This is a genomic window from Cryobacterium zhongshanensis (genome assembly GCF_022760445.1).
GTDB classification, from domain to species: Bacteria; Actinomycetota; Actinomycetes; order Actinomycetales; family Microbacteriaceae; genus Cryobacterium; species Cryobacterium algoricola.
On sequence record NZ_JALGAR010000001.1, the window covers coordinates 223,829 to 236,878 of the forward strand.

General features: G+C 66.6%; 9 protein-coding genes. All 9 read left to right on the forward strand.

What is annotated here, in order from left to right; translation table 11 throughout:
- Positions 1-29: 29 nt before the first annotated feature.
- Positions 30-1,064: a LacI family DNA-binding transcriptional regulator gene (locus tag MQH31_RS01045; protein WP_134534287.1), complete on the forward strand. Its 1,035-nt coding sequence runs from the start codon at positions 30-32 to the stop codon at positions 1,062-1,064.
- A gap of 137 nt (positions 1,065-1,201) precedes the next feature.
- Positions 1,202-2,485, forward strand: a complete 1,284-nt coding sequence (locus MQH31_RS01050) for a diguanylate cyclase domain-containing protein (protein ID WP_243010613.1) — start codon at positions 1,202-1,204, stop codon at positions 2,483-2,485.
- A gap of 296 nt (positions 2,486-2,781) precedes the next feature.
- Positions 2,782-4,110, forward strand: coding sequence for an extracellular solute-binding protein (locus MQH31_RS01055; protein WP_134534283.1), 1,329 nt, complete (start codon positions 2,782-2,784; stop codon positions 4,108-4,110).
- 112 nt (positions 4,111-4,222) lie between these two features.
- A complete protein-coding gene (locus tag MQH31_RS01060) occupies positions 4,223-5,230 on the forward strand; it encodes a carbohydrate ABC transporter permease (protein ID WP_134534281.1) in 1,008 nt (335 codons plus the stop codon).
- A gap of 2 nt (positions 5,231-5,232) precedes the next feature.
- The gene (locus MQH31_RS01065; RefSeq protein WP_243010614.1) at positions 5,233-6,141 is read left to right on the forward strand and encodes a carbohydrate ABC transporter permease; all 909 of its coding nucleotides are present in this window, start codon (positions 5,233-5,235) and stop codon (positions 6,139-6,141) included.
- The gene (gene yicI, locus MQH31_RS01070) at positions 6,141-8,495 is read left to right on the forward strand and encodes an alpha-xylosidase (protein WP_243010615.1); all 2,355 of its coding nucleotides are present in this window, start codon (positions 6,141-6,143) and stop codon (positions 8,493-8,495) included. Before MQH31_RS01065 ends, yicI begins: the two co-directional genes overlap by 1 nt.
- Entirely contained in the window at positions 8,492-9,937 is a 1,446-nt protein-coding gene (locus MQH31_RS01075; protein WP_243010616.1) for a GH1 family beta-glucosidase, read from the forward strand. The genes yicI and MQH31_RS01075 overlap by 4 nt, the downstream gene beginning before the upstream one ends.
- Positions 9,938-10,280: 343 nt before the next feature.
- Positions 10,281-11,402, forward strand: coding sequence for a multiple monosaccharide ABC transporter substrate-binding protein (gene chvE, locus MQH31_RS01080; protein WP_134534274.1), 1,122 nt, complete (start codon positions 10,281-10,283; stop codon positions 11,400-11,402).
- A gap of 117 nt (positions 11,403-11,519) precedes the next feature.
- The gene (gene mmsA / locus MQH31_RS01085) at positions 11,520-13,049 is read left to right on the forward strand and encodes a multiple monosaccharide ABC transporter ATP-binding protein (protein ID WP_134534272.1); all 1,530 of its coding nucleotides are present in this window, start codon (positions 11,520-11,522) and stop codon (positions 13,047-13,049) included.
- Position 13,050: the final 1 nt, after the last annotated feature.

Genomic DNA, 13,050 nt, shown 5'->3' on the forward strand with positions numbered 1-13,050 from the left:
ATTATCGGGGTGGAAGCGAGGTCGGCGTCATGGCGAGCATCCACGATGTCGCCCGGGTCGCCGGGGTCTCGATCAGCACCGTGTCCTACGCGCTGTCCGGCAAGCGGTCGATCGCGGCATCCACCCGGGCGCGCGTGCTCGACGCCGTCGAGAGCCTCGGCTATCGTCCGAACGCCGGGGCGAGGATGCTCGCGGGCACCCGCACCAACATCTTCGCCCTCACGGCGCCCTTTCACGCGGACACCTATGCGCCGGCGCACATGGCCTTCGTGCTCGCGGTCGCGCAGGCCGCCAGGGCCCACGACTACGACGTGCTGCTGCTCACCCAGGACGAGGCGACGAACGGCCTGCGCCGGGTGGCGTCGAGCAGACTCGTCGACGGCATCATCGTGCTCGACGTCGCGGGCGACGACGACAGGGTCGCGGTCATCCGCGAGCTCGGCGTGCCGTCGACCTTCATCGGGGTTCCGCGGGATGCTGCCGGTCTCGTCTGCGTGGACCTCGACTTCGAGGCCGCTGCGGCGCTCGCGGTCGAGAAGCTGGCAGCAGCCGGGCACAGGTCGATCGGACTGATCGGGCACTCTCCCGGTGTCTACGCCCGCGGCTCGAACTTCCCGCCCCGGTTCCGCGACGGTTTCTTCGCGGCCGCGGCGGCCCGGGGGATCGAGACGGCGTTCGCGATGCCGGAGCGGGACGGTCCGAGCGCGCGGCTCGCGCTCGACGCCCTCTACCGCGACTGCCCCGACATGACGGCCGTCGTCCTCCACGCCGAGGAGACCGTGCAGGCCGCCGTGCTGGACGTGCTGCGCGAACGCGGCCTGCGGGTGCCCGGGGACCTCTCGGTGCTCTCTGCGTGCGCGAGCTTCGAGACCGACCACTTCGAGCCGCCCCTCGACACGATCCCGCTCGTCGCCGCCGACTCCTGCACGCGGGCGGTGGACCTCGCGATCGAGCAGGTGGGTGGACCGATCGAGCCTCGCATCGAACTCGTTCCTCCGCGCTTCTACGAGCGCGGCTCCATCGCGCCGCCACGCACCCGGTCGTCGGCCTCCCCGCGCCCCTGACCTCCCCGCTCGTCACGGGTCGGGCCCCGCTGCCCGATATCCGGGCGGAACGATGCAGGCCGTCCCGCGCCCTGTAACCTCAACGAGGGGGAGCTTCGACGGGTTTCCGTCGTCGTATCCCGCGGGCAAAGGTGACGATGGAAGACTACGAGGCACTCGTGGCTGAACGCGACCTTCTGCGAACCGCCATGGACCGGGTGCCGGCGCTGATCGGGCATTGGAACAGGGACCTCCGCTGTGACCTCGCCAACACCGCGTACGGCACGCTCCTCGGCGGCGACAGCGTGTCCATGCGCGGCCTGCACATGCGTGAGGTACTCGGCGCCGAGCTCTATTCGGCCAACGAAGCAATGGCGCAGGACGCGCTCGCGGGGATTCCCCAGCACTTCGACCGCGTCGTCGTCGACCCCGGCGGCGTGACGCGCCACCTGCAGGTCGACTACCAGCCGGACGGCACCGGCGGCTTCTTCGTGCAGGTCGCAGACGTCTCGGAGCGGGCCGTGGCGCAGGAGCGTCTCGCGGAGGCCATCGAATTCCAGACCGCCGTCCTCGAGACCACGCCCGACCTGATCACCGTGTTCGATCTCGAGGGGCAGAAGCTGCTCTGGGCCTCCCGGTCGCTGGGTGAGACCTACGGGTACACCATGGACGACCTATCCGACCCGGCCGGCCAGGCCAAAGCGGTTCCGGACTCCGACCGCGCGATCTACCGGGATGCACAGGAGCGGGTGGGGCGCGCCCTCGACCACGAGGTCGTGCACTGCCGGCACCGGATGACGACGAGCGACGGGCGCACCCTCTGGGTCGAGCGGGGGCTGACCCCGTTCAAACGCAACCCGGCGGGCGGTGTCAACCAGTACCTGAGCGTGACGCGTGACATCACGGGACTCGTCCACGCCGAGCGCCAACTCGAACGGGCCGCGAACCACGACGACCTGACCGGCCTGCCCAACCGCCGGCAGTTCATCTCCGCCTTCGAGGAGGCCGTCGGCCGGGAGTCCGGGGAGGTGGCGCTGATCTACTGCGACCTCGACGACTTCAAGTCCATCAACGACCGGCACGGCCACGGCGTCGGCGACGCCGTGCTGCGCGTCGTCGCCGAGCGGCTGAGCGCCGTGGTCCGGCCGAGCGACCTCGTCGCGCGCCTCGGCGGCGACGAATTCGTCATCCTGATCACCGGCGGCATTCCCGAGGCGTCCGCCCTCGTCGAGCGCGTCACCGAGCGGATGCGCCCCGTGTTCCCGATCGGAGAGCTCACGCTGGCCGTCCGGGCCAGCATCGGCGTCGCCGTCGGGGCGCCCGGCGCGAGCGCGGAAGACCTGTTCGCGCTCGCGGACGCGGACATGTACCGGATGAAGCCGGGTTCTCCGCGGCGCGATCTCCGCGCGCGGGTGCGCCGCGCCGCCGTCGGCCGTCGCTGAAGCCCTGAGGTGTCGCATATCGAGGTTCAACCCGCGTGTGAACCTCGATATGCGACACCTCAGGCGGGAGGAATCGGGGGATGACGGTCGGGGGACGCTCGTGCGACGCGGATATGTTGCGAATATCAACAAACAGCTTGTGCCGGCATCCGCGGGCCCCTATGCTTCAAAGCGACCCACTGTCGAAGCGTTTCGGCAGACGATAGGCACAGCAATTATCGAAGCGTTTCGATTCGCTCGCGCTGGGGTCGTCATCGGCGACAGGAATCGGTGTCGCCACTACAAGGAGGTAGAACGTGAGATTAGGAAAGCGCGCCCTCGCTGTCGTCGCACTGACGGCAGCAGCGGCACTCTTGACCGGCTGTGCCAGCGGTTCGAGCGGCGGATCGACAACCGCAGCGAGCAGCGGGCCGGTCGATGGCACCGGCAAGACCCTGACCCTCTGGGACTTCGAGTCCGACACCAGTGCGATGGGAATCGCCTGGAATGCGGCGATCAAGGTCTTCGAGAAGGAGACCGGCGCGAAGGTGAAGTTCGAGGCCAAGAGCTTCGAGCAGATCCGTTCGACCGCGAGCCAGGTCCTCAACTCCGACCAGGCCCCCGACATCCTCGAGTACAACAAGGGCAACGCCACCGCCGGCCTGCTGGCCAGCCAGGGGCTGCTCAGCAACCTCGACGACTACGTCAGCCAGTACGGCTGGGACGCCAAGCTCGCCCCCTCCCTCCAGACCACCGCCAAGTACGACGAAAACGGCATCATGGGCTCCGGCTCCTGGTACGGCGTTCCGAACTACGGCGAATTCGTCGAGGCCTATTACAACAAGGACATGTTCGCGAAGTACAACGTCGCGATCCCGACAACGCAGGCCGAGTTCGAAGCCGCACTGAAGACCTTCAAGGACGCCGGGATCACCCCGCTGGCCGAGTCGGCAGCCGAGTACCCGCTCGGCCAGCTCTGGTACCAGCTCGCGCTGACCAAGGCAGACCGCAGCTTCGTCAACGACTACCAGCTCTACACCGGTGACGTCGACTGGCAGGGCAAGGAACTCACCTACGCGACCAACACCATCAAGGACTGGACCGACAAGGGGTACATCTCCAAGGACGCCACCGGGACCAAGGCAGAGGATGCCGGCACCGCGTTCATCGCGGGAACGAGCCCGATCTTCTTCTCCGGCAGCTGGTGGTACAACCGCTTCACGACGGAGATCAAGGGCTTCAACTTCGGCACCTTCCTCTACCCCGGCGCCACGATGTCTCCCGGATCCAGCGGAAACATGTGGGTCGTCCCCGAGAAGGCCAAGAACAAGGACCTCGCCGCCGCATTCATCGACATCACGATGCGCCCGGAGATCCAGGCCCTGATCGGCAACAACGGCGGCGTCCCCGTCGCCGCGAACGCCGCGGACATCACCGACCCGAAGAGCCAGGAACTGATTGCCAACTTCAACACGCTCACCGCGCGCGACGGCATCGGCTTCTACCCCGACTGGCCCACCCCGACCTTCTACGACCAGCTGAACGCCGGCCTGCAGGAGCTCATGAACGGCACCAAGTCGTCCAAGGACGTGCTGACCGAACTCGGCACCCAGTACAACGACGGCATCAAGGACATCAAGAAGTAGTCCGCCGCGGGTCGCGTCTTCCCCGGCGCGACCCGCACCCCCCTCTTCCTGCCGCGCCCGCCCAGGCTTCGTGGCTGCGCGGCAGACCCCTGAACTGAAGAAAGGCAAGGCGATGGTTACGACAGCCCCGCTGGCCACTGAGACAACCGAATCGCACCCGCCCCGGCCGGGCAGACCCGCGGGCAAGCGTGTTCGCCGCGCACCCGTGCAGAGCCTCATCCCCGGTGCGAGCGGCAAGGGTTTCTGGCTCTACCTGGTGCCGGGCCTGCTCCTGCTCACCATCATCGTCCTGGTTCCGCTCGGCTGGAACTTCTTCCTGACCTTCACCAAGTACCGCGGCATCAAGCCGCCGGTCTGGATCGGCCTCGACAACTGGACCAAGCTCTTCGGCGACGACGTGTTCTGGACCTCGTTCGGCAACTCGGTCGCCATGATCGTGGCCATGGTCGTGGTCCCGACCCTGCTGGGTCTCGTGCTCGCCGCGATGCTCTTCGACCTCGTCGGCAAGAAGTTCGGCGGCAAGGTCGCGAGCTTCCTCCGCGCCACCTACTACCTCCCGCAGATCCTGCCGACCGTGATCGCGGCGATCGTGATCGGCTGGATCCTCCGCCCGGAGAACGGCGCTCTCAACCAGGTGCTCGGCGCCATCGGGCTCGGCGGTCTCGAGCACAACTGGCTCGGCAGCCCGGACACCGCGATGGCCTGCATCATGGTCATCATGATCTGGGTCCAACTCGGCTACCCGATCGTGATCTTCATGGCCGCCCTCCAGCGCGTCGACCCCGAGCTCTACGAGGCCGCTGAGCTCGACGGCGCCAACTGGTTCCAGCGGTTCCGCGCGATCACCGTCGGCATCATCCGCCCGGAGATCTTCGTCGTGACCCTGACCTGCACGATCGCGGCCCTCAAGGTGTTCGGCCCGATCTACGCCCTCACCCGCGGCGGGCCGGGCACATCGACCATGGTGCCGAGCTACTACTCATACAGCGAGTTCTTCCAGAACCAGCAGGTCGGCTATGGCGCAACGATCGCCACGGCCCTCACCGTCGTGGTCGCCGTCGTCGCGATCATCTTCATCACTTTCCAGACCCGGCTCGAGCGCCAGGACGAGGAGCGCTAGCCATGACCACCCTGACCGAGAAGATCCGTCCCCGCCGCGATTCCGGCGCAACGGAGCCCAAGCCGCTCAAGCTGCCCAAGGTGCACACTCGCAAGACCACCGGCGACTGGGTGATCCTGTTCGTCGCCATCATCATCGGCCTGTTCATCGCGATCCCGTTCGTGATGATCGTGATCAACTCCTTCAAGTCGCCGGCCGACTACAACAGCTCCGGCCCCCTCGCCCTGCCGAGCAACCTCTACTTCGACGGAATCATCAACTTCTGGACCAGGGTCAACTTCCCCGAAAAGCTCTGGAACAGCGTCGTCATCTCGAGCGTCGTCGCCGTGGCCGCCGTGCTGCTGTCGATGTTCAACGCCTACGCGATCGGGATCGGCCGCATCCGCGGCCGCACCTGGATCGTCGTGCTGATCCTGCTCGCCAACATGGTGCCGCAGGAGGCCCTGCTCTACCCGCTCTACTTCATGTTCAAGCAGGTCGGCCTGTACGACAACATCTGGGCCGTCATCATCATCTTCACGGTCATCCAGAGCGCCTTCGGCACCTACCTGCTGTCGAGCGTCTACGGGACGTTCCCGAAGGAGATGCTCGAGGCGGCCTCGCTCGACGGTGCAAGCCGCTGGCAGATCCTCTGGCGCGTCGTCTTCCCGATCAGCCGGTCGACCCTCGCGGTGCTCCTGATCTTCTTCTTCATCTGGACCTGGAACGAATTCCTGATCCCGTTGACGTTCCTGGTCAGCAACGCGAACCAGACGGTCCCGGTTGCGATCAGCGTGCTGCAGGGCGACCGCCTGATGGACGTCACGACCACGAGCGCATCGGCACTGCTCGGCCTGCTGCCGACGCTCATCTTCTTCCTCATCTTCCAGCGCACGCTGACGCGTGGCATTACCGCAGGAGCAGTCAAGTAATGAAGTTCACCGATGGATTCTGGCACGTGCGTCCCGGCGTCACGCCGCTCTATGCGCAGGAGGCGTACGACCTCGAGGTCGTGCCGGCGGCGACGGGCGACGGCGACGCCTTGCGGATCGACGCCCCCACCAAGGTCATCGCCCACCGCGGCGACGTGCTCAACCGGGCCCTGCTCTCAGTGACGCTGTCCTCCCCGCTGCCCGGCGTGATCCGGGTGCGGGTGGCCAAGGACACCGGCGGGTCGACGGAACCCGGCTTCGAACTCGACGGCGCCGTCACCGGCAGCGGCGTCGTGTCTGTCGACGCGGACGGGGGAAGCGTCACGAGCGGCCCCCTGACCGCGCGCATCGACCGGGGGAGCCCCTGGAGCCTCCGCTTCGAGGCCGACGGACGCGCCCTGACCGAGAGCGGACCGAAATCGATCGGCTACCTGCAGCTCGCCGACGGTGCCCCGATCGCGGCGGAACCCACCGGGGTCTCCGGCGTCACGGAGACCGGGCTCGCCCCCGCATCCGCGTACGTGCACGCCCGGCTCGGGCTCGGCGTCGGCGAACTCGTCTACGGTCTCGGCGAACGCTTCGGCCCGCTCGTGAAGAACGGCCAGACCATCGACATCTGGAACGCCGACGGCGGCACGTCGAGCGAGCAGTCCTACAAGAACATCCCGTTCTACCTCACCAACCGGGGCTACGGCGTGCTCGTCAACCACGCGGAGCACGTCTCCTTCGAGGTCGGCACCGAGTCGGTCGAGCAGGTGCAGTTCTCCGTCGCCGGAGAGTACCTCGAGTACTTCGTGATCTACGGGCCCACACCCAAGGAGATCCTCGGCCGCTACACCGAACTGACCGGGCGCCCGGCCCAGGTACCTGCCTGGTCGTACGGCCTCTGGCTGTCGACCTCCTTCACCACCCAGTACGACGAGGCGACGGTCAACTCGTTCATCGACGGCATGGCCGAACGCGACCTGCCGCTCTCGGTCTTCCACTTCGACTGCTTCTGGATGCGCGAATTCAACTGGACCGACTTCGAGTGGGACCCCCGGGTGTTCCCGGACCCCGAGGGCATGCTCGCCCGCCTGCACGGCAAGAACCTGCACGTGAGCGCCTGGATCAACCCGTACATCGCCCAGCGCGCGCCGATCTTCGCCGAGGCCCAGGCGGCCGGCTACCTCGTCAAGCGGGCCGACGGCTCCGTCTGGCAGTGGGACTTCTGGCAGGCCGGCATGGGTCTCGTCGACTTCACCAACCCGGATGCCGTCACCTGGTTCCAGGGCAAGCTGCGGCACCTGCTCGACCAGGGTGTCGACGCCATCAAGACCGACTTCGGCGAGCGGATCCCGCTCGACGTGGTCTGGCACGACGGCTCCAGCCCTGAGCGGATGCACAACTGGTACACCCAGCTCTACAACGCCGCCGTGTTCGAGGTGCTCCAGGAACACCACGGCGTCGGCGACGCGGTGCTGTTCGCGCGCTCCGCGACCGTCGGCGGCCAGAAGCAGCCGGTGCACTGGGGCGGGGACAACTCCTCGAGCTACGAGTCGATGGCGGAGACCCTGCGCGGCGGGCTCTCGCTCGCCCTCTCCGGCTTCGGGTTCTGGAGCCACGACATCGGCGGCTTTGAAGGCATGCCGAACGCGGCCGTGCTCAAGCGCTGGCTCGCCTTCGGCCTGATGTCGAGCCACTCCCGGCTGCACGGTTCCACGAGCTACCGGGTGCCGTGGCTCTTCGACGACGGCACCGAGGAACCGGGCCAGAGCGCCGTCGACGTCACCCGTCGCTTCACGAAGCTCAAGCTCTCGCTGATGCCTTACCTCTACGAGGTGGGCCTCGAGGCGCACCGCACCGGAATCCCCTTCATGCGCCCGATGCAGCTCGAGTTCGCCGGCGACCCCGCCGTCGACTACCTCGACCGCCAGTACCTGCTCGGCCACGACCTGCTCGTCGCTCCGGTGTTCAGCGAGGCCGGCGACGTGTCGTACTACCTGCCGGCCGGAACCTGGACGAACTACCTGACCGGCGAGACCGCGACCGGGCCGGTCTGGCGCCGCGAGACTCATGCGTTCGACAGCATCCCGTTGTGGGTGCGGGAGGGTGCCGTGCTCGTGACGGGCGCGAGGGACGACCGGCCGGACTACGACTACACCGAGGACGCCCTGATCACCGTCTACCCCGGCGGCGACGCCACCAGGACCGTGCTGGTCACGGATCCGCTCGGCGATTCCGTCGTGACCTTTACGATTGTGGAAGACGGCAACGGGGTCACGGTGCAGAGTGACTCGGACGCCGCGTTCCGCGCCCGACGCGCGGGAGGCGACACCTCAGCATCCGCAGACCGAAAGGCCACCCTCTCATGACCGATTCCCGCCAGGGCAACCCGGACTACCGCGACTCTGGGCTGAAATTCCCCGACGGGTTCATCTTCGGATCGGCGACGGCCGCGTACCAGATCGAGGGGGCCGTCGCCGAGGACGGCCGGGGCCCGTCGATCTGGGACACCTTCAGCCACACGCCCGGCGCCATCCTGAACGGCGACACCGGAGACAAGGCGAGCGACCACTACCACCACCTCGAGGAAGACCTCGACCTGATGCAGCGGCTCGGCCTGCACGCGTACCGGTTCTCGATCTCGTGGTCCCGGATCCAGCCCACCGGGCGCGGGCCGGTCAACGAGAAGGGCCTCGCGTTCTACGAGCGGCTCGTCGACGGGCTGCTCGCCCGCGGCATCCGCCCGATCGCGACGCTCTACCACTGGGACCTGCCGCAGGCGCTGGAGGACGAGGGTGGCTGGACCAACCGGGAGACCGCGTATGCGTTTGCGGAGTACGCGCGGATCATGGGCTCGGCGCTCGGCGACCGGATCGACACCTGGACGACGCTCAACGAGCCGTGGTGCTCCGCCTACCTCGGCTACGGCTCCGGGGCGCACGCGCCCGGACACACCGATGGGGCGGAGGCGCTGACCGCGGTGCACCACCTCAACCTCGCCCACGGGCTCGCGATCACGGAGCTCAGGAAGGTCGTCACGAACGACCCGGACTTCTCGATCACCCTCAACCTGCACGTCGTGCGCGGCGAGGGCCCCGGGGGAGCCGAGGCCGTTCGGCAGATCGACGGCCTCGGCAACCGGGTCTTCCTCGGCCCGCTCCTGACGGGCGCATACCCGGCGGATGTCCTCGCGGACACCGCCGGCATCACCGACTGGTCCTTCGTGCGGCCTGGTGACACCGAGATCATCCGCCAGCCGATCGACGTGCTCGGCGTGAACTACTACTCGACCAACCTCGTGCGGCTCTGGGACGGCGAGAACCCGCGGCAGAGCGCCGACGGACACAAGGACGCCGCTGGCACGCCCTGGCCGGGCGCCGACCGGGTCGAGTTCGTGCAGCAGGCCGGCCCGTACACCGATATGGGCTGGAACATCGAGCCGGCGGGCCTCGAGGAACTGCTCGTGTCGCTCAGCGAGGAATACCCGGACCAGCCGCTCATGATCACGGAGAACGGCGCCGCCTTCCCGGACACCCTCGTGCAGGAGGCCGACGGTGCCGCCGTGCACGACCCGCTGCGGACCGACTACCTGCAGCGGCACTTCACCGCCGCTCACCGTGCCCTCGCGCGCGGCGTCGACCTGCGCGGGTACCAGGTCTGGTCGTTCATGGACAACTTCGAGTGGGCATACGGCTACTCGAAGCGATTCGGCATCGTCTACGTGGACTACGACACCGAGGTGCGCACCCCCAAGGACAGCGCCCTCTGGTACGCGAAGCTCGTCGCCACGGGGATCATCCCCGCCGCCTGATCCCCTCCGCCAGGTCCCGATACCTTTCCGGTCGAGAGTGCCCGTTGCGCCGGTCACTCTCGACCGGAAAGGGCACTGTGGCGCGCCCGCAAAACCGTGCGCGCGCACGGTTTTGCGGGTTGGTGCAACAAAAGCGGTTCCGGAGCGCGATTCTCTCGTTGTAAATGCGAAATCTGCGCCCTCGACCCGAAAGAGGGGGTGACTACGGGGGGAATCCTGGTATATGTTGGGTGCATCAACATAAGCGCGCGTCGCAGCGTTGATGACAGCGTTACAAGGGGGTAATGGTGGTTTTCCTGCCGCCTCCTCGTGCGATCACAGCATTCAGAGCAGAAAGCAGATCATGACGAAAACCAAGAGGCTGTTCACGATTGTCGCTACGGGGGCCGTTGCGCTCTCGCTCGCGGCGTGTTCAACGGCCACCACATCCGGGACCGGAAGCACCACTGCGGCAATCGCGGACTGCAACGTCGGCATCTCGATGCCGACCCGCAGCCTCGAGCGCTGGATCAACGACGGCGAAGGCCTCAAGACCAAGCTCGAAGGAGCCGGCTGCACCGTCGACCTCCAGTACGCAGACAACAAGACCGACCAGCAGATCAGCCAGATCCAGAATCAGGTCGCCGGCGGGGCCAAGATTCTCGTCGTCGCAGCGATCGACGGCAAGGTGCTCGCACCGGCGCTCGCCGATGCGAAGAAGCAGAAGGCCACGGTCATCGCCTACGACCGCCTGATCAACGGGACCGCCGACGTCGACTACTACGCGACGTTCGACAACTACAAGGTCGGCCAGCTCCAGGGCGAGTTCATCGAGAAGCAGCTCGGCCTCAAGGACGGCAAGGGTCCGTTCAACCTCGAGCCCTTCGCCGGCAGCCCCGACGACAACAACGCCAAGTTCTTCTTCTCCGGCGCGTGGGACGTGCTCCTGCCCTACGTGGAGAGTGGCAAGCTGGTCGTCCCGAGCGGCAAGGCTCCGAAGACGAACGACGCATGGACCACGATCGGCATCCAGGGTTGGGCTTCTGACAAGGCCCAGGCCGAGATGGACAACCGGCTCTCCTCGTTCTACGGCAACGGCGCGAAGGTCAACGTCGTGCTGTCCCCGAACGACAGCCTCGCTGTCGGCATCGAAGCGTCCCTGAAGTCGGCCGGCTACGTCGCCGGAGCCGACTACCCGCTCATCACGGGTCAGGACGCCGACAAGGCCAACGTCAAGGCCATCCTCGCGGGCACGCAGTCGATGACCGTCTGGAAGGACACCCGTACCCTCGGTGCCCAGGTCTTCACGATGATCCAGTCGATCGCGGCCGGAACAACGGTCGAGGTCAACGACACCAAGACGTACGACAACGGCAAGAAGGTCGTCCCGTCCTACCTGCTCGCGCCTGAGGTCGTCACGAAGGACCTCGTGCAGACGAAGCTCATCGATTCCGGGTTCATCAAGGCATCGGACGTCGGCCTCTAAGCCGTACCGAAGAAACCGAATTCCGTACCGACTGCGGTGGTGGCGGGGCCCTGGGCTCCGCCACCACTGCGGTCCGTACGCACCCGAACGACGAATTCGCTGACAGGAGCGACACACATGAACGGTCCGATTCTTCGGATGATCGACATCGGGAAAGAGTTCAGCGGGGTCAAGGCCCTCGACTCGGTCACCCTCGAGGTCGAACGCGGCAAGGTCCACGGCATCTGCGGTGAGAACGGCGCAGGCAAGTCGACGTTGATGAAGGTGCTGAGCGGCGTCTACCCGCACGGTAACTACACCGGCACGATCGAATTCGAGGGGGAAGAGGCCCAGTTCCGATCGATCAACGACAGCGAAGCGGTCGGGATCGTCATCATCCACCAGGAACTCGCGCTCAGCCCGTACCTCTCGATCGCCGAGAACATCTTCCTCGGCAACGAGAACGCCACCCGCGGCGTCATCGACTGGAACAAGACCAACCTCGAGGCCGCGAGCCTGCTCGCCCGGGTCGGACTCGATGAGAACCCGGCCACGAAGGTGCTCGAGCTCGGCGTCGGCAAGCAGCAACTCGTGGAGATCGCGAAGGCGCTGTCGAAGCGGGTCAAGCTCCTCATCCTCGATGAGCCGACCGCCGCACTCAACGACGAAGACTCCGACCACCTGCTCGACCTGATCGAGCACCTCCGTGGCCAGGGCATCACCTGCATCATCATCTCCCACAAGCTCAAGGAGATCCGTCGGATCGCGGACACGGTCACCGTGATCCGGGACGGCAAGACGATCGAGACGATCGACATGCACGGTCCGGACGCGACCCAGGCCCGCATCATCCGCTCGATGGTCGGACGAGACCTCAACAGCATGTTCCCGCCCCGGGAGCCGAAGATCGGCGCAGAGATCCTCCGGGTCGAGGACTGGAACGCGTACCACCCCGTCGACACCGCCAGGAAGGTCGTCGACAACGCCTCGTTCACCGTGCACGCGGGCGAGGTCGTCGGCTTCGCCGGGCTGATGGGCGCCGGCCGCACCGAACTCGCCATGAGCATCTTCGGACGCTCGTACGGCACGAACATCACCGGCCGGGTCTTCAAGAACGGCGAGGAGATCTCGGTGCGCACGGTCGACGAGGCCATTCGCAACGGAATCGCGTACGCGACGGAAGACCGCAAGAAGTACGGGCTCAACCTGATCGGCGACATCACCGTGAACGTCTCGGCCGCGGCGCTGGCCACCCTCGCCAGGTTCGGCGTGATCGACCGCCACCGCGAGTACAAGGTCGCGGACGAATACCGCAGGCGGATGAACATCAAGGCGCCGAGCGTCTCCTCGATCACCGGGCAGCTCTCCGGCGGCAACCAGCAGAAGGTGGTGCTGTCGAAGTGGGTCTTCACCGGACCCGACGTGCTCTTCCTCGACGAACCGACGAGAGGCATCGACGTCGGCGCCAAATACGAGATCTACGGCATCATCAACGAGCTCGCGGCGGCAGGCAAAGCCGTCGTTGTCATCTCATCCGAACTGCCGGAGCTTCTCGGCATCTCCGATCGCATCTACGCGATCTCCGAGGGTCGCATCACCGGCGAAGTCGCCGCGAAGGACGCCACCCAGGAAAGCCTCATGCACCTTATGACTGCGGGAAAGGACTAGA

Excerpts from the sequence above, each read along its gene's own strand:
- MQH31_RS01050 (WP_243010613.1), top strand. The coding sequence starts at position 1,202 with ATGGAAGACTACGAGGCACTCGTGGCTGAACGCGACCTTCTGCGAACC.
- MQH31_RS01060 (WP_134534281.1), top strand. The coding sequence starts at position 4,223 with ATGGTTACGACAGCCCCGCTGGCCACTGAGACAACCGAATCGCACCCG.
- MQH31_RS01045 (WP_134534287.1), top strand. The coding sequence starts at position 30 with ATGGCGAGCATCCACGATGTCGCCCGGGTCGCCGGGGTCTCGATCAGC.
- mmsA (WP_134534272.1), top strand. The coding sequence starts at position 11,520 with ATGAACGGTCCGATTCTTCGGATGATCGACATCGGGAAAGAGTTCAGC.
- chvE (WP_134534274.1), top strand. The coding sequence starts at position 10,281 with ATGACGAAAACCAAGAGGCTGTTCACGATTGTCGCTACGGGGGCCGTT.
- yicI (WP_243010615.1), top strand. The coding sequence starts at position 6,141 with ATGAAGTTCACCGATGGATTCTGGCACGTGCGTCCCGGCGTCACGCCG.
- MQH31_RS01075 (WP_243010616.1), top strand. The coding sequence starts at position 8,492 with ATGACCGATTCCCGCCAGGGCAACCCGGACTACCGCGACTCTGGGCTG.
- MQH31_RS01065 (WP_243010614.1), top strand. The coding sequence starts at position 5,233 with ATGACCACCCTGACCGAGAAGATCCGTCCCCGCCGCGATTCCGGCGCA.